Source organism: Mesorhizobium sp. LEGMi-168a, assembly GCF_058312955.1.
In genome coordinates this window covers 1-15,334 of sequence record NZ_JBZEGV010000012.1, presented here as the reverse complement: position 1 = coordinate 15,334, position 15,334 = coordinate 1, and the positions used below count along the sequence as shown (strand labels likewise).

Sequence of the window (15,334 nt, the reverse complement as noted above, 5' to 3'; positions counted from 1 at the left end):
GCCTCGTTCCTGCCTGCGGAAAGTCCGCTACATCGCCCCGGCGGCCTTCTCGATCTGCCCGCGGATCTCGCCGTCCGGATTAGCCTTCGTGTGGACGTTGACGTAATACTTGCCGGCCTCGAGGTCGGCCGCCTGCGCATCGGTCAGCGTCGCCGATCCCTTGATCGGGCTCTTGAGCTTCTTGAACGGGATTACCGGATCCGCGTTTTGACCCATCGCGGCCGGACCGTGAATATGGGCGCCTGACGCTGGCCCGCTGAGGCCGGAATATTTGACGTTCCAGGTAAGCTTCTTCTTCGAGGTGTCGAAGGTGAGCGTGGCAGTTCCCTTGGCCTTGGTGGTGACGGGCGGGTTCTGCTGGCCGCCATCGAGCGTGGCCTTGAACTTCATCGTCTCGGCCATGGCCGGCGATGCGAGCAGGAAAGCGGTCGAAACGGCGAGCGCCGACAGTATCGGCAAGGTTTGGATGCGCATGGATGTCCTCCGTTTGGCTGCGCGTCCGCCACGGCTCCCCCCTGCGCGCGGACTCTACTGCAACGGTTGGCGGGCGCTTTGTATCCCGGCACACGTATATTTTACCGCATCACGAAAAAGGGGCGGTCGCCCGCCCCTTTCGATGGCGCCATCAGGGCTCGACCTTACTTGATCGCCTTGTCGGTGATCGCCGTCGTGTAGGCGCCCGAGGGCTCCTTGGCGATGATCTTCTGGTCGAGCAGCGCCTTGGCGGTGCGCTCATAGGTCGCCGGGTCGAGCTTGCCGTCGGCATTGTCGATCAGCTTGGCGACTTCGCCCATCATGCGCTTCTGGTGGTTCTCGTCCTGGCCGCCATTGTCCATGACGATCCCTGCCGCCTCGTCCGAATTGTCGACGGCGTATTTCCAGCCCTTCATCGAGGCGCGCACGAAGCGCACCATCTTGTCCTCGAAGGCCGGGTCCTTGAGCTTGTCTTCCAGCGCATAGAGCCCGTCCTCGAGCAGGTCGTTGCCCATGGCCGAATAGTTGAAGACGGTGAGCTGCTCCGGCTTGTAGCCGGCGTCGATGAGCTGCCAGTACTCGTTGTAGGTCATGACCGAGATGCAGTCGGCTTGCTTCTGGATCAGCGGCTGCACGTCAAAACTCTGCTTCAGCACGGTGACGCCGTCCGGGCCCCCCTCGGTCTTGAGGCCGAGCTTGTTCATCCAGGCATAGAACGGATATTCGTTGCCGAAGAACCAGACGCCGAGCGTGTGGCCCTTGAAGTCGGCTTCGGTCTTGATCGGGCCGTCCTTCGGGCAGACCAGCTCCATGCCGGCCTTCTTGAACGGCTGGGCGATGTTGACCAGCGCCACGCCCTTCTCGCGCGCGGCGAGCGCGCCGCCCATCCAGTCGACGATGACGTCGGCGCCGCCGCCGGCGATCACCTGCTCGGGCGCGATGTCCGGGCCGCCCGGCTTGATGTCGACATCGAGGCCCTCGGCGTCATAGAAACCCTTGGCCTTGGCGACATAGTAGCCGGCGAACTGGGCCTGAGTGACCCATTTCAGCTGCAGCGTCATCTTGTCGGCCGCCATCGCCTGGAAAGCGGCCAGCGACATCGCGCCGGCCAAAGCAGAAATTACCAGTCTTTTCATGTTTTTACCCTCTGAAGTTAGCACCCAAACCCACCGCCCCTATCCACCACGGACAGAGGGATGCCAAAACGTGACGGCTCTTTCGACAAGAGCGACCACGCCATAAAAGACCGAACCCGCCAGTGCTGCAACTGCGATTTCGGCCCAAACCATGTCGATATTCATCCGCCCGACTTCCGTCGAAATGCGGAATCCCATGCCCACCACAGGTGTGCCGAAGAACTCCGCGACGATGGCGCCGATCAGCGCCAGCGTCGAGTTGATCTTCAGCGCGTTGAAGATGAACGGCATTGCCGCCGGCAGCCTGAGCTTCAGCAAAGTCGGCCAATAACCCGACGCATAGGTGCGCATCAGGTCACGCTCCATATGGCCGGAGGCGGCGAGCCCGGCCACCGTGTTCACCAGCATCGGGAAGAAGGTCATGATGATGACGACCGCCGCCTTGGATGGCCAGTCGAAGCCGAACCACATGACCATGATCGGCGCGACGCCGATGATCGGCAGCGCCGACACCATATTGCCGATCGGCAGCAGCCCGCGCCGCAAGAACGGCACCCGGTCGGCGAGGATGGCGACGACGAAGCCGGCGAGATTGCCGACGATGTAGCCGATCAGCACCGCCTTGAAGATCGTCTGCCGCACATCCGACCCCAGGATCGGCAGCGAGTTGGCGATGCGCGCGCCGATGGCGCTTGGCGGCGGCAATAGGATGAAGGGGATGCCGGCGCCGCGTGTAATTGCTTCCCAGATGATCAGGATCCAGGCTCCGAAGATTGCCGGGACGATCAGGCGCAACGCCGTTTTGCCACCGCTGGCCGCGGGCCGTAGGGAGGACAACAGAGCCACGCAGCGCCAAGCCAGCAGCCAGGCGGCTGCGAGGGCCAGAAAATAGGGCGCCAGCGCCGTACCCTCGAAGCCGGCGATGCCCTTGATCAGCAGCCAGGCCGCGATATGCGCGCCGATGAACAGCACGGCCGCCTCGACGACAGGCGCGAGCCTGACCGTCGAGACCAATGCCGCGATCAGCAGCAGCCCAAGGATCAAACCCTTCGTGGCCATATACGGGTAGGCGATTGTTGCTGTGGGCTGGGCCAGCGCGGCCGCTTCCGGCTTCGACATCGCGCCGAGCGCGAAGGCGATGAGGCAAAAGAGGATCGCCAGCACCGATTGCCAGGACGGTTTCAGCAAGGTCATGCCGGCCTCCCGCCCATGGCGTGGTCGACCAGGCGGCCGGCGATGCCGACCACCATGACCAGCAGCGCCGCGACCACGGAGCCCGCAACCAGCGCCGACCAGATGTCGATGGTCTGGCTGTAATAGGCGCCGGAGAGCAGCTTGGCGCCGATGCCGGCGACCGCGCCGGTCGGCAATTCGCCGACGATGGCGCCGACGAGGCTTGCCGCTACTGCAACCTTCATCGAGGTGAACAGGAACGGCACCGATGCCGGCACTCGCAGTTTCCAGAAGGTCTGCGATCTGCTGGCATTGTAGGTGTACATCAGGTCGAGATGCATGATCTCGGGCGAGCGCAGCCCCTTCACCATGCCGACAGCGACCGGGAAGAACGACAGATAGGTCGAGATCAGCGCCTTGGGGATCAGCCCGGTGATGCCGACCGCCGCCAGCACCACGATGATCATCGGCGCCACCGCCAGGATCGGAATCGTCTGCGAGGCGATGATCCACGGCATCAGGCTGCGGTCGAGCGTCGTCACATGCACGATGCCGACGGCGATGACGATGCCGAGCGCCGTGCCGAAGGCGAAGCCGAGCAGCGTCGAGGACAGCGTCACCCAGGCGTTGTAGACGAGGCTGCGGTTCGAGGTGATGCTGCGCAGGAAAGTGTTTTCGAAGAAGTTCACCGCCACCTGATGCGGCGCCGGCAGCGTCGGCTTCGGCTGCGACAGCGTCTTGCCGATGAATTCGACGGTGCCGGGTGTTTCGTTGGCCCTCTGGTCGAGGTCGCGCTGGAACGGCGCGTTGAGGATGACGGCGAAGACGTACCAGAGGACGACCACGCCAGCGAGGATCGTGGTCACCGGGACGATTTTCGATCGGAAGCTATCCATCTAGCGCTCCCCTCCTCCTCTCCCCACCGGGGAGAGGGTGGCCGGAGCGAAGCGAAGGCCGTACGCCTTCGTTTGTGGTGGTGCCGCAGCGTTCGTTCTTTTCGTCATCCTAGGGCGGAGCAAGGAGCGAAGCGACGCGGCGCAGACCCTAGGATCCATGCCATTACCTTCCCGCTCCGCAACGATGCGGAACATGGCTCCCTCTTCCGCTCCCGTCTGCGCGGATATTCTCGACCGCTTGCGTCCTTCGGCCGAGGTCACGGCATGGATCCTAGGGTCTGCGCTCCGCTTCGCGTCGCTCCGCCCTAGGATGACGAAATCGCGTTGGGCGGCTCCCACCACGCGCGCGGTTGCGCCCCTGCTCCGCCCTAGGATGACGAGGGCATAGGCGGCCGCTCGCTCGTGAAGGCGCTCAATCCTCATAGCTGTGTCCAGCCCTCAAGCCGTCGCGCACGCGCGCGGCGATCGCCAGGAATTCCGGCGTCTCGCGGATGTCGAGCGGCCGGCGCCTCGGCAGCGTCGATTCGATGACGTCGGTGACGCGACCGGGCCGCGGCGACATCACGACGATGCGTGTCGAGAGGTAGACCGCCTCGGGGATCGAATGGGTGACGAAGCAGATCGTCTTGTTGGTCCGGTCCCAGAGTTCGAGAAGCTGTTCGTTCAAATGGTCGCGCACGATCTCGTCGAGCGCGCCGAACGGCTCGTCCATCAGAAGCAGGTCGGCATCGAAGGCGAGCGCGCGCGCGATCGAAGCGCGCTGCTGCATGCCGCCGGAAAGCTGCCAGGGATATTTCTTCTCGAAGCCGGAGAGGTTGACGAGCTCCATGGTGCGCTTGATGCGCTCCGCCTGCTCGGCCTGGCCGAGCCCGATGATCTCCAGCGGCAGCGCCACATTGCGTTCGATCGTGCGCCAGGGAAAAAGCGCCGCCGCCTGGAAGACGTAGCCGTAGGCGCGTTTCTCGCGCGCCTGCTCCGGCGAAATCCCGTTGACGGAGATCGTTCCCGAGGTCGGCTTCTCCAGGTCGGCAATGACGCGCAGCAAGGTCGTCTTGCCGCAGCCGGACGGGCCGATGAAGGAGACGAACTCGCCCTTGCCGATGGTGAGATCGACATTGGACAGCGCCTGCACCGGACCGTCATTGGTCTGGAAGGTGAGGCCAAGCTTGCTTGCCGAAACGACGGCTGGCGACTGTCCGCTCATTGGCAGAAACCTGCCTTTCGCAGCCGCTGCCGCGCAGGACGAAACCCCGTTGCATTTGCGTTGATGTTGTTTTCCACTCGTCCAGTCCCACTCGATCGACGCCCGGAGCCTTGCCGATGTCGCCTAAACCCACATGTCATCTTATTCGCCCTGAAAGCACTTATGAAGGCAAGCAGGGGCTGAGCTATTTCGCCGGCATCGCCGCCGAAACCGTCGGCTCCTCCGGCATCTGCATGCATCTCTTGACCATGCCGCCCGGCGCTCGCGCCAAGGCGCATATGCATGAGAACCACGAGACGGCGATCTACGTGCTCTCCGGCGAGGTCCACACCTGGTACGGCGACCGGCTCGAGCACCACATCGTCGTCAAGGCCGGCGACCTCTTCTACATTCCGGCCGGCGTGCCGCATCTGCCCGCCAATCTGAGCGGCGCGCCCTCTTCGGCCGTCATTGCCCGCACCGATCCCAACGAGCAGGAAAGCGTGGTCCTGCTGCCGGAACTGGATACGCTGGTCGCCTAGAGCAATTCCAGGAAAAGTGTGACACGGTTTTCCGTGCGGAATTGCGTCAAGAGATAAGGCATTTTGCAGCCAAGCGGAATCGCTTGGCGTCGCACAAATGCTGTCTCGCTTCTGAATCGAGGGAAAAACTCCAAGCGTCATTTGCACCGGGAGACTTCGCCCATCGCATTGCCGTCCTCGTCGGCGATCACCAGCTTCTTCGGATTCTTTTTGCTGCGCTTGATGATGAACTTTGTCGGCGACTGGCCTTCTTCGCCTTCCGCCTCGCATTTTGCTGTCACCACAAGCGATCCGTCGGCTTGAGGCTGCTTGTCGCTAAAGGTGCAGGCGCTGGCCGCCGTGATCAGCTCCTTGTCGGTTAGAAGCAGCATCCGATCGGCGGCGACTTCCTGGCCGTTTCTGTTGATACAGCCATACTTGTCGCCATAAGGCTTGCTGAGGTCGATGCCGGCAGCAAACGCCGAACCTGCGGTCAGCAGCGAGGCAGCCGCGATTGCAAGATAAAGAGCCCGCACGCTCAAACTCCCGTCGCCGGAATGCCTGTCCGCTCTACCTTGCGCGGCGCGGAAATCTCCTTCCAGGTCGACAGCGCCCGGTTGACCGCCGCGTTCGGCTCGCGGGCGACGAACTCGCCATGGCCGATCTTGGCCTTGACGTCCGCCTCTTCGATCGAAAGCTCGCCGCGCGAGAAAACGAAGCGCGGCAGGCCGGTCACTTCGAAACCCTCGAAGACGTTGTAGTCGATCACCGACTGCTGCTTCTTGGCCGTGATCGTCTTCTTGCGCTTCGGATCCCAGACCACGATGTCGGCATCCGCGCCTTCGACGATCGCGCCCTTCTTCGGATACATGTTGAGTATCTTGGCGATGTTGGTCGAGGTCACCGCGACGAACTCGTTCATCGTCAGCCGTCCGGTGTTGACGCCGGTGGTCCACAGGATCGGCAATCGATCCTCGAGCCCGCCGGTGCCGTTGGGGATCTTGGTGAAATCGCCGACGCCGTTGCGCTTCTGCTTGGTGGTGAAGGAGCAGTGGTCGGTCGCCACCACCTGCAGCGATCCGGCCTGCAGGCCGGCCCACAGCGAATCCTGGTGCCACTTGCTGCGGAAGGGCGGGCTCATCACGCGGCGCGCCGCATGGTCCCAGTCCCTGTTGAAATATTCGGTCTCGTCGAGCGTCAGGTGCTGGATCAGCGGCTCGCCGAACACGCGCATGCCTTTCTGGCGCGCGCGGCGGATGGCCTCGTGGCTCTGCTCGCAGGAGACGTGCACGACATAGAGCGGCACGCCGGCCATGTCGGCGATCATGATGGCGCGATTTGTCGCCTCGCCTTCCACCTCCGGCGGACGCGAATAGGCATGTCCCTCGGGACCGTTGTTGCCGGCAGCAAGCAGTTTTTGCGAAAGCGCCGCCACCACGTCGCCGTTCTCGGCGTGCACCAGCGGCAGCGCGCCAAGATCGGCGCAGCGCTGGAACGACGCATACATCTCGTCGTCGTCGACCATCAGCGCGCCCTTATAGGCCATGAAGTGCTTGAACGAGGTGATGCCCCTGTCGACCACCGTCGCCATCTCGTCGAACACCTGCTTGCCCCACCAGGTGATCGCCATGTGGAAGGAATAGTCGCACGACGCCTTCGAGGTCTTGTTGTCCCACATCTGCAGGGCTTCGAGCAGCGACTGCTGAGGCGCCGGCAGGCAGAAATCGACCACCATGGTCGTGCCGCCGGAGAGCGCCGCGCGCGTGCCGGATTCGAAATCGTCGGCCGAGTAGGTGCCCATGAAAGGCATTTCGAGATGGGTGTGCGGATCGATGCCGCCCGGCATGACGTAGCAGCCGGTGGCGTCGAACTCGTGGTCGCCGTGCAGGTCCGAGCCGATGGCGATGATCTTGCCATGACTGAACACCACGTCGGCCTTCCAGGTGCGGTCGGCGGTGACGATGGTGCCGTTCTTGATGACTTTGGTCATTCTCTTGTTCCCCTGATCTTTCGCGCTTCTTTGCGAGCGGTGCTGGTGAGGTGCGGACCTATCCGGTCATTCGACGATTCCCGCCGTCTCGACCACCGCGTGGAACAGCACGTCGGCGCCAGCCGCCGCCCATTCCTTGGAGATGTCCTCTGCCTCGTTGTGGCTGAGGCCGCCGACGCAGGGACACATGACCATGGTCGCCGGCGCGACCTTGGCTGCCCAGCAGGCGTCGTGGCCGGCGCCGGAAATGATGTTCATGTGGCTGTAACCGAGCTTTTCGGCGGCGGTGCGCACGCGGCCGACCAGCGTCGGGTCGAAGGTCACCGGGTCGAAATGGCCGACAGCCTCGGCCGAACATTTGACGCCGAGCGGCTCGCAGATCTTCGGCGCTTCCTTCTCGATTCGGGCGCGCATGCCGTCGAGCTTCGCCTGGTCAGGCGAGCGGATGTCGACAGTGAAGATGACTGTGCCCGGCAGCACGTTGCGCGAGTTGGGCGAGAATTTCACCTGACCGACGCCGCCGACGGCGCCCGGCTGGTTCTCCATGGCGACCGTCTGCACCATCTCCAGGATGCGGGCCATGGCTAGCCCGGCATTGACGCGCATGTTCATCGGCGTCGAGCCGGTATGCGCCTCGCGGCCGATCAGTGTGAACTCCAGCCACCACAGGCCCTGGCAGTGGGTCACCACGCCGATCTGCTTGTTCTCGGCTTCGAGGATCGGACCCTGCTCGATGTGGTACTCGAAATAGGCATGCATCTTGCGCGCGCCGACCTTCTCGTCGCCGACCCAGCCGATGCGTTTCAGCTCGTCGCCGAAGGTCGCGCCATCGAGATCCTTGCGGGCATAGGCGTAGTCCTGGGTATGCACGCCGGCGAACACGCCCGAGGCGAGCATGGCCGGCGCGAAGCGCGCGCCCTCCTCGTTCGTCCAGTTGGTGACGACGATCGGGTGCCTGGTCTTGATGCCGAGATCGTTCAGCGAGCGCACGACCTCGAGCCCTGAGAGCACGCCGAGCACGCCGTCATATTTGCCGCCGGTCGGCTGGGTATCGAGGTGAGAGCCGACATAGACCGGCAGCGCGTCCGGATCGGTGCCGGCGCGCGTCATGAACATGGTGCCCATCTGGTCCACGCCCATTGTGAGCCCGGCCTCGTCGCACCAGGATTTGAACAGTTCGCGGCCTTGCTTGTCGGAATCGGTCAGCGTCTGGCGATTGTTGCCGCCGGCAATGCCGGGGCCGATCTTCGCCATCTCCATCAAGGAGTCCCACAAACGGTCTGAATTGATACGCAGATTCTCGCCGGGGGCGGCCATTGAAAGTCCTCTCATTCATGTCTCCGGTCGGGCGGCGGTTCCCGACGCCGCCCGACCTGTCGATTAAGTCTAGTCTATCGACCTCAAAACGTCCCGAACATGGTCAATCAGTTCGTTGATCTGGCCCTTGGTGATGATCAGCGGCGGCGACAGCGCGATGATGTCGCCGGTGGTGCGGATCAGCGCGCCGCGTTCGAATGCCTTGACGAAGGCCGAGAAGGCCCGCTTGGTCGGGCTTCCGGCGATCGGCGCCAGCTCGATCGCGCCGATCAGGCCGATGTTGCGGATGTCGATGACGTGCGGCTCGCCCTTCAGCGAATGCAGCGCGTCTTCCCAATAGGGCGCCAGTTCCTCGCCGCGCGTGAGCAGGCCCTCGTCCTTGTAGGTGTCTAAAGTGCCCAGCGCCGCGGCGCAGGCGATCGGGTTGCCCGAATAGGTGTAGCCGTGGAAGAACTCGATCATGTGCTCGGGGCCGGTCATGAAGGCGTCGTGTATCTCCTTCCTGACGAACACCGCGCCCATCGGAATGACGCCGTTGGACACGCCCTTGGCCGTCGTCATGATATCCGGCGTGACGCCGAAATAGTCCGCCGCGAACGGCGCGCCGAGGCGGCCGAAGCCTGTGATCACTTCATCGAAAATCAACAATATGCCGTGTTTGGTGCAGATTTCCCGAAGCTTCTGCAGGTAGCCCTTCGGCGGCAGGATGACGCCGGTCGAGCCCGCGACCGGCTCGACGATGACGGCTGCGATGGTCGAAGCGTCGTGCAGCGCGACGAGGCGCTCGAGATCGTTCGCCAGTTCCGCGCCATGCTCAGGCACGCCCTTCGAGAATGCGTTCTTCTCGGGCAGGTGGGTGTGCGGCAGATGGTCGACGCCGCCGAGCAGCGTGCCGAACATCTTGCGGTTGCTGACGATGCCGCCGACCGAGATGCCGCCGAAATTGACGCCGTGATAGCCGCGCTCGCGGCCGATGAGACGGGTGCGAGATCCCTCGCCGCGAACCCGATGATAGGCGATCGCCATCTTCAGCGCTGTCTCGACCGATTCCGAGCCGGAATTGGTGAAAAAGACGTGGTCCATGCCCTTCGGCGCGATATCAACCAGGCGGTTCGCCAGCTCGAACACGATCGGGTGGCCCATCTGGAAGGCCGGGGCATAGTCGAGTTCGGCCGCCTGCTGCTGAATGGCCTCCGTGATCTTCGGCCGGCAGTGGCCGGCGTTTACGCACCAGAGGCCGGCGGTGCCGTCAAGCACCTTGCGGCCGTCGCTCGTCGTGTAGTGCATGTCCTTTGCGGACACGAACATGCGCGGCGCCTGCTTGAACTGCCGGTTTGCCGTAAACGGCATCCAGAATGCGCTGAGATCGTTCGGCGTGACTTTCAGCCGGTTGGACATGACCAAGATTTCCCCTTGTAACCTGTTTCGGTGCGGCTAACGCTTGGTCTTCCCAAGGCTTGGTCTTCGCAGCGTTTTCGTGCTACGCAAAATTTTGACCGGTTGGACAAACGTTAGCACCGCCCTGTCGGCGGTCAAGGGATTACTAACGGAAATGCGGCATCGAAAGCGCGCTCCACAGCCTCAGGAAAAACTGGTCCAGAGAATTGGTCCAGAAAGCCTGCGCAACGGCGGCCGGCAAGGATGATGGCCACGATGGAAGGCTCAGTTCCACGCCGCACCCGCATCCAGCAGGAAAAGCGCGAGCTCATCCTGGAAGCCGCGCTCGAAGTCTTCTCCACCAACGGCTTTCGCGGCTCGACCATCGACCAGATCGCCGAAGCCGCCGGCATGTCCAAGCCGAACCTTCTCTATTATTTCCGCCGCAAGGAAGACATCCACGAGACGCTGATGCAGCGGCTGCTCGACACCTGGCTGGCGCCGCTCCGGGAGCTGGACGACATCGGCGATCCGATGACCGAGTTGCGCAGCTATATCCGCCGCAAGCTCGAAATGGCGCGCGATTTCCCGCGCGAAAGCCGGCTCTTCGCCAACGAGATCCTGCAAGGCGCGCCGCGCATCATGCCGATGCTGGAGGGCGAACTGAAGACGCTGGTCGACGAGAAGGCCAACGTCATCAAGGGCTGGATGCGGGCCGGCAAGATCGCCCGCACCGACCCCTGGCATCTGATCTTCTCCATCTGGGCAACGACGCAGCATTATGCCGATTTCGACGTCCAGGTGCGCGCCGTGCTCGGCGCCGACCGCGGCGGCGATGGCCGCTTCGAGGACGCCGCGCGCTTTCTGGAGCAACTGTTCCTGGATGGGTTGAAGCCGAAAGGCTGACTACGTCCGATCAGGCGCTGCGCCGCTCGACCGGCTGCTCGTCCAGCAATTTCTGCAGCTTGGCGATCGAGTTCTGCTCGGCGAGCGGCGTGTAGACGATCAGCCGCATGTCGGAGCCATCGTCGATCGACAGGCTCATATGCTCGAAGGCCATCGCGCCGGCGGTAGGATGACGGACGTGTTTCATCCCCGTCAGCCTTCGCGCCACGTCCCGCCGCGGCCACCAATCGCGGAATTCCGGGCTGGAGCGCATCATCAGTGCGATCAGCCGATCGAAATCCGGATCGCCGACATATTTGGCGCTCTCGGCGCGAAACGAAGCGAGCACCACGCGGGCGAGTTCTTCCCAGTCGACCAGCAGCCGGCGATGATGCGGGCTGGTGAACACAAGGTGGACGATGTTGCGGGCATCGCCCTCCAGCAGGCCATAGTCGCCGAACACGGCCACCGCCGCATCATTCCAGGCCAGCACGTCCCAGCGCCGGCCAACCACATAGGCCGGCTGCAGGACAAGGCTTTGCAGCATATGCAGCAGCGTCCCGTCGACCTTTTCAGGCGCCGCCACGCGCCGCTCGGGTTGCTGGCGGCCCGCGAGGATGAATAGGTGCCGTTTCTCGACGGCGTCGAGGCGCAGCGCCTCCGAGAGCGCCGTCAGCACTTCCACCGAGGGGCGCACATCCCTGCCCTGCTCCAGCCAGGTGTACCAGGTGGTGCCGACGCCGGCGATCATCGCCACTTCCTCGCGCCGCAGCCCGGGCGTGCGCCGTCTGGCGCCGGTCGCGATGCCGATGTCCGCAGGCGACAGCCTCTCGCGCCGGGAGCGCAGGAAGGCGCCGAGCTCGCGGCGGCGGCTGTCTTCCGGGGAATGGGTAACGGCTTCCATGAAGCTATTATAGCAGTACTGATACCAGGATAAAGTTTGAACTGTTTGCGCCGCGCGCCGCGCCCCATCTTGCGTTCAGAGCAGCATAAGGAGGCTCTGAACATGGAACTCAAGGACAAAACCGTTCTCGTCACCGGCTCGACCGACGGCGTCGGCCGTGTGGTCGCCGAAAGGCTCGGCGCCACCGGCGCCCGCGTGCTGGTGCATGGCCGCGACGAGGGCCGCGGCAAAGCGACAGTCGCCGCCATCGAAGCCAAGGGCGGCAAGGCGGAATTTCTCGTCGCCGATCTCGCGTCGCTTGCCGAGGTGCGCCGCCTCGCCGAAACCGTGCGCGAAAGAACCGACCGGCTCGACATTTTGATCAACAATGCTGGCGTCGGCACCGGCGGCCAGGGTGCAAAAAGGCAGACGAGCGCAGACGGCTACGAGCTGCGCTTCGCCGTCAACTATCTCGCCGGCTTCCTGCTGGCGTCGGAGCTGCTGCCCCTGCTCAAGAAAAGCGCGCCTGCGCGCATCGTCAATGTCGCCTCGGCCGGCCAGCAGGCGATCGACTTCGACGATGTCATGCTGACCCACGGCTATAGCGGCGTGCGCGCTTATTGCCAGAGCAAGCTGGCGCAGATCCTGTTCACCATCGACCTGGCGGAACAGCTCAAAGGGACAGGCGTCACCGTCAACGCGCTCCATCCGGCAAGCTACATGGACACGACCATGGTCCGGCAGGCCGGCGTCACGCCATGGAGCTCGGTCGAGACCGGCGCCGACGCCATCCTCAACCTCGCGGCATCGCCGGCACTCGAAGGACGCAGCGGCCTTTACTTCGACGGCCAGCGGGAATCGCGCGCCGATGCGCAGGCCTATGACGAAAAGGCCCGCCGTCAGTTGAGAATGTTGAGCCTCGAGCTGACCGGACACTCCTCCACGACATCCAGGGAACAGCATTCATGAGCGAGAAGATCGAACATTGCGTGATCATCGGCGGCTCGTCCGGCATCGGCCTTGCCACGGCCAAACGGCTGGTCAGCCCCACAATGAAAGTGACGATCACCGGCCGCAACGAGGAGAAGCTCAAGAGCGCCTGGAAGAGTCTAGGCGGCACCGTCGGCAAGGCCGCTTTCGACGCAACCAAGCCGGATGAGGTCCGGAGATTCTTCGAAGGTCTCGGCCCGTTCGATCATCTCGTTCTGGCCGCGAGCGGCGGCAAGGGCCTTGGGCCGTTCGCGACCCTCGACCTTGCCGACATCGGCAGTGGCGTCGACGAGAAGATCCGGCCGCAACTGTCCTGCCTACAGGCGGCCCTGCCGACCTTGAACAGAGCCGGGTCGGTGACGTTCATCTCGGCCGTCTCAGCGCAGCTCGCGGCGCCCGGCGTCGCCGGCATCGGCGCCATCAACGGCATGCTGCTCACCGTGGCACCGATCCTCGCGGTCGAGCTGAAGCCGCTGCGCGTCAACGTCGTGGCGCCCGGCGTCATCGACACGCCTTGGTGGGACTTTTTGCCGGACGAGCAGCGGCAGGCGGTCTTTGCCGAATATGCCGGCAAGACCCCCGTCGGCCGTATCGGTCGCGCCGAGGATGTTGCCGACGCGATTGCGTTCCTGGCCTCCAACGGCTTCATGACCGGCCAAGTGCTCACCTGCGACGGCGGCCTGCGCTTTGCGGCGTGAACAACGAGGCGCGTGGATCTTTCGTCCGCGCGCCGGCCCGATTTAAAGCATGTCTCACGAAAGTGAGGACCGGTTTCGGGACAAAGACATGCGTAAAATCAAAAACCTAAAGCGCATGGAGCGAAACTGAAAGATCGCGACGCGCTTTAGGCAGCCTTGGCGGCCGGCATCGGATGGATGGCGTGGAACGACACGCAAAGCCGGTTCCAGGTGTTGATCATGCCGATGACCACCGTCAGCTTGACCAGCTCCTCCTCCGAGAAATGCTCCAGCGTGCTGGCGTAGAGATCGTCCGGAACGCCGTCGTCGGAGATGTTCGTCACCTTCTCGGTCCAGGCGAGCGCGGCGCGCTCGCGCTCGGAAAACAGCGGCGATTCCTTCCAGGCGGCGACCAGATAGAGCCGGGTCTCGGTCTCGCCGTCGCGTCGCGCCTCACGGCTGTGCATCTCGACGCAATAGGAACAGCCGTTGATCTGCGAAGCCCTGAGCTTGACCAGATGCATCAGGCCTTCCTCCAGACCGCACTCCTCGACGGCCTTGTTGAGCGCCATCACCGCCTTCATGATCTCCGGCGCCTTGGCAAAGAACTGCAATCTCTGTTTCATCGTCTTCCTTCCAGGTTTTTGAGCGGATCTTAGATCAGCTTGGACGAGCGGATTTCTGCGGCCGCTGGTGGTGCTCGACGAAGGCGCAGCTTGCGGCGATCGTGCGGGGATCTGCATCGTTCATGAAATCGGCGACGATGTCGGAGAGCTTTGCCTCGGCGAGAGCTGCGCGATAGGCGCGCTCGGCCTTCAGCATCGCGGCGTTAATGCCGCATGGCTTCACATAGGCCGAGGCGTCGAGCTTGACCGGGCCGCGCTGGCGGATTTCGCCGCAGCGGAAGGCGGGCTCTTTGCCCTCGACCGCAAGCACGATGTCGAGCAGCGTGATGTGCTCGGCCGGCCGTGCCAGCCTGTAGCCGCCTGATGGGCCCGAGACCGATTCCAGGATACGCGCTGCTGTCAGCATGTTGAGATGCTTGAGCAGATAGCTGGGCGACAGGCCGAAGGCCTCGGCCATGGCCGCACCCGACATGGTGCTGTTGCCGTCAACACCTGCGAGCATGGCGGCGCAGTGGATCGCCGCTTCGACGCCCTCTCCCAGCTTCATGGCCTGTCGCTCCTAATCGTGGATATTTTTTATCACGGATAATTTTTATCCGCAATAGGACGCAGAAATTCCGTCGCGGGGAGCCTTGCCTTGGATCAGTTATGATTTTGCGGAAAGCAGTGAGCCTTCTCACAGGTTGGCGCCGCCCCTTGTATCTGCACGGAGGAGACTTTGTGCGATGGAAGCGACTGAGCCTCGAACCGGATGGCCATCCGATTCGAGGCTTGGCGAAGTCGCCCGACGCCCCTTCGGTTACAACCGTCAATGAGCCTGGGATCTTCGCCTTTGTCACGCACGACCGAATAGTCGCTTGGTTCCAATCGCACGCACAAGGCAGGTTACCGTGAACAAGACCATCTGTGGAGTGGATGTTTCGAAAGAATGGCTCGATGCCCATGTCGAGCCGAGCGGAGCGGCCGACCGCTTCCGTAACGATGCGGCCGGCATAGCCGATCTGGCCGCCTGGTGTCAGGGCCATGGCGTCGAGCTCGTCGTCATGGAGGCGAGCGGCGGTTACGAGCGGCTGGCCTTCCTGCTGTTGTGGGAATTGGGAGTATGCTGCAGCATGGCCAACGCCCGCAGCGTGCGTTACTTCGCCGAGGCGATGGGCTTCCTGGAGAAGACCGACAGGATCGATGCGGCGGTGATCGCCCGCTATG

17 protein-coding genes are annotated in these 15,334 nt (G+C 63.5%); 5 read left to right on the top strand and 12 right to left on the bottom strand.

Annotated elements, in window-relative coordinates; translation table 11 throughout:
• Positions 1-27: 27 nt before the first annotated feature.
• The 5 genes from AC4FWB_RS17150 to AC4FWB_RS17130 form a co-directional block, all read right to left on the bottom strand.
• Complete coding sequence (locus AC4FWB_RS17150; RefSeq protein WP_491027443.1) at positions 28-474, bottom strand: CHRD domain-containing protein; 447 nt, start codon at positions 472-474, stop codon at positions 28-30.
• A 164-nt stretch (positions 475-638) separates the two neighbouring features.
• Entirely contained in the window at positions 639-1,610 is a 972-nt protein-coding gene (locus tag AC4FWB_RS17145) for an ABC transporter substrate-binding protein (protein ID WP_491027442.1), read from the bottom strand.
• Positions 1,611-1,649: 39 nt separating this feature from the next.
• The gene (locus AC4FWB_RS17140; protein ID WP_491027440.1) at positions 1,650-2,804 is read right to left on the bottom strand and encodes an ABC transporter permease; all 1,155 of its coding nucleotides are present in this window, start codon (positions 2,802-2,804) and stop codon (positions 1,650-1,652) included.
• The gene (locus AC4FWB_RS17135) at positions 2,801-3,679 is read right to left on the bottom strand and encodes an ABC transporter permease (RefSeq protein ID WP_491027439.1); all 879 of its coding nucleotides are present in this window, start codon (positions 3,677-3,679) and stop codon (positions 2,801-2,803) included. Before AC4FWB_RS17135 ends, AC4FWB_RS17140 begins: the two co-directional genes overlap by 4 nt.
• A gap of 412 nt (positions 3,680-4,091) precedes the next feature.
• Entirely contained in the window at positions 4,092-4,883 is a 792-nt protein-coding gene (locus AC4FWB_RS17130) for an ABC transporter ATP-binding protein (RefSeq protein WP_491027438.1), read from the bottom strand.
• 116 nt (positions 4,884-4,999) lie between these two features.
• Between AC4FWB_RS17130 and AC4FWB_RS17125 the strand changes: the two genes are divergently transcribed.
• Positions 5,000-5,404 carry a cupin domain-containing protein gene (locus AC4FWB_RS17125; protein ID WP_491027437.1) on the top strand — a complete coding sequence of 135 codons (405 nt, stop codon included), beginning with the start codon at positions 5,000-5,002 and terminating at the stop codon, positions 5,402-5,404.
• A gap of 137 nt (positions 5,405-5,541) precedes the next feature.
• Here the strand turns inward: AC4FWB_RS17125 and AC4FWB_RS17120 are convergent, their stop codons facing one another.
• The 4 genes from AC4FWB_RS17120 to aptA form a co-directional block, all read right to left on the bottom strand.
• Positions 5,542-5,919, bottom strand: coding sequence for a hypothetical protein (locus AC4FWB_RS17120; RefSeq protein ID WP_491027436.1), 378 nt, complete (start codon positions 5,917-5,919; stop codon positions 5,542-5,544).
• A 2-nt stretch (positions 5,920-5,921) separates the two neighbouring features.
• Positions 5,922-7,373, bottom strand: a complete 1,452-nt coding sequence (gene hydA, locus AC4FWB_RS17115) for a dihydropyrimidinase (protein WP_491027435.1) — start codon at positions 7,371-7,373, stop codon at positions 5,922-5,924.
• A 66-nt stretch (positions 7,374-7,439) separates the two neighbouring features.
• Positions 7,440-8,690 carry a Zn-dependent hydrolase gene (locus AC4FWB_RS17110; RefSeq protein WP_491027604.1) on the bottom strand — a complete coding sequence of 417 codons (1,251 nt, stop codon included), beginning with the start codon at positions 8,688-8,690 and terminating at the stop codon, positions 7,440-7,442.
• A gap of 69 nt (positions 8,691-8,759) precedes the next feature.
• Complete coding sequence (aptA, locus tag AC4FWB_RS17105) at positions 8,760-10,088, bottom strand: omega-aminotransferase AptA (RefSeq protein WP_491027434.1); 1,329 nt, start codon at positions 10,086-10,088, stop codon at positions 8,760-8,762.
• Between the two features lie 255 nt (positions 10,089-10,343).
• Between aptA and AC4FWB_RS17100 the strand changes: the two genes are divergently transcribed.
• Positions 10,344-10,973: a TetR family transcriptional regulator C-terminal domain-containing protein gene (locus AC4FWB_RS17100; RefSeq protein ID WP_491027433.1), complete on the top strand. Its 630-nt coding sequence runs from the start codon at positions 10,344-10,346 to the stop codon at positions 10,971-10,973.
• 10 nt (positions 10,974-10,983) lie between these two features.
• On the opposite strand, the gene AC4FWB_RS17095 is transcribed toward AC4FWB_RS17100, so the two are convergent.
• Positions 10,984-11,856, bottom strand: coding sequence for a helix-turn-helix transcriptional regulator (locus tag AC4FWB_RS17095; RefSeq protein ID WP_491027432.1), 873 nt, complete (start codon positions 11,854-11,856; stop codon positions 10,984-10,986).
• 102 nt (positions 11,857-11,958) lie between these two features.
• Here AC4FWB_RS17095 and AC4FWB_RS17090 point away from each other — a divergent pair, with 102 nt between their 5' ends.
• Together AC4FWB_RS17090 and AC4FWB_RS17085 are read left to right on the top strand one after the other, a co-directional pair.
• Positions 11,959-12,804, top strand: coding sequence for an SDR family oxidoreductase (locus AC4FWB_RS17090; RefSeq protein WP_491027430.1), 846 nt, complete (start codon positions 11,959-11,961; stop codon positions 12,802-12,804).
• Positions 12,801-13,523, top strand: coding sequence for an SDR family oxidoreductase (locus tag AC4FWB_RS17085; RefSeq protein WP_491027429.1), 723 nt, complete (start codon positions 12,801-12,803; stop codon positions 13,521-13,523). The genes AC4FWB_RS17090 and AC4FWB_RS17085 overlap by 4 nt, the downstream gene beginning before the upstream one ends.
• Before the next feature lie 146 nt (positions 13,524-13,669).
• Here AC4FWB_RS17085 and AC4FWB_RS17080 read toward each other — a convergent pair whose 3' ends face one another.
• Both AC4FWB_RS17080 and AC4FWB_RS17075 read right to left on the bottom strand, forming a co-directional pair.
• A complete protein-coding gene (locus AC4FWB_RS17080) occupies positions 13,670-14,128 on the bottom strand; it encodes a carboxymuconolactone decarboxylase family protein (RefSeq protein ID WP_491027427.1) in 459 nt (152 codons plus the stop codon).
• A gap of 34 nt (positions 14,129-14,162) precedes the next feature.
• On the bottom strand, positions 14,163-14,675 hold the full coding sequence (locus tag AC4FWB_RS17075; RefSeq protein WP_491027426.1) for an RrF2 family transcriptional regulator: 513 nt from the start codon (positions 14,673-14,675) through the stop codon (positions 14,163-14,165).
• 343 nt (positions 14,676-15,018) lie between these two features.
• On the opposite strand from AC4FWB_RS17075, the gene AC4FWB_RS17070 reads away from it, so the two are divergent.
• Positions 15,019-15,334 (top strand): IS110 family transposase (locus AC4FWB_RS17070; RefSeq protein ID WP_491027424.1); only part of this gene is annotated, 316 nt, incomplete at its 3' end.

Excerpts from the sequence above, each read along its gene's own strand:
- AC4FWB_RS17150 (WP_491027443.1), bottom strand. The coding sequence starts at position 474 with ATGCGCATCCAAACCTTGCCGATACTGTCGGCGCTCGCCGTTTCGACC.
- AC4FWB_RS17145 (WP_491027442.1), bottom strand. The coding sequence starts at position 1,610 with ATGAAAAGACTGGTAATTTCTGCTTTGGCCGGCGCGATGTCGCTGGCC.
- AC4FWB_RS17140 (WP_491027440.1), bottom strand. The coding sequence starts at position 2,804 with ATGACCTTGCTGAAACCGTCCTGGCAATCGGTGCTGGCGATCCTCTTT.
- AC4FWB_RS17135 (WP_491027439.1), bottom strand. The coding sequence starts at position 3,679 with ATGGATAGCTTCCGATCGAAAATCGTCCCGGTGACCACGATCCTCGCT.
- AC4FWB_RS17130 (WP_491027438.1), bottom strand. The coding sequence starts at position 4,883 with ATGAGCGGACAGTCGCCAGCCGTCGTTTCGGCAAGCAAGCTTGGCCTC.
- AC4FWB_RS17125 (WP_491027437.1), top strand. The coding sequence starts at position 5,000 with ATGTCGCCTAAACCCACATGTCATCTTATTCGCCCTGAAAGCACTTAT.
- hydA (WP_491027435.1), bottom strand. The coding sequence starts at position 7,373 with ATGACCAAAGTCATCAAGAACGGCACCATCGTCACCGCCGACCGCACC.
- AC4FWB_RS17110 (WP_491027604.1), bottom strand. The coding sequence starts at position 8,690 with ATGGCCGCCCCCGGCGAGAATCTGCGTATCAATTCAGACCGTTTGTGG.
- aptA (WP_491027434.1), bottom strand. The coding sequence starts at position 10,088 with ATGTCCAACCGGCTGAAAGTCACGCCGAACGATCTCAGCGCATTCTGG.
- AC4FWB_RS17100 (WP_491027433.1), top strand. The coding sequence starts at position 10,344 with ATGGAAGGCTCAGTTCCACGCCGCACCCGCATCCAGCAGGAAAAGCGC.
- AC4FWB_RS17095 (WP_491027432.1), bottom strand. The coding sequence starts at position 11,856 with ATGGAAGCCGTTACCCATTCCCCGGAAGACAGCCGCCGCCGCGAGCTC.
- AC4FWB_RS17090 (WP_491027430.1), top strand. The coding sequence starts at position 11,959 with ATGGAACTCAAGGACAAAACCGTTCTCGTCACCGGCTCGACCGACGGC.
- AC4FWB_RS17085 (WP_491027429.1), top strand. The coding sequence starts at position 12,801 with ATGAGCGAGAAGATCGAACATTGCGTGATCATCGGCGGCTCGTCCGGC.
- AC4FWB_RS17080 (WP_491027427.1), bottom strand. The coding sequence starts at position 14,128 with ATGAAACAGAGATTGCAGTTCTTTGCCAAGGCGCCGGAGATCATGAAG.
- AC4FWB_RS17075 (WP_491027426.1), bottom strand. The coding sequence starts at position 14,675 with ATGAAGCTGGGAGAGGGCGTCGAAGCGGCGATCCACTGCGCCGCCATG.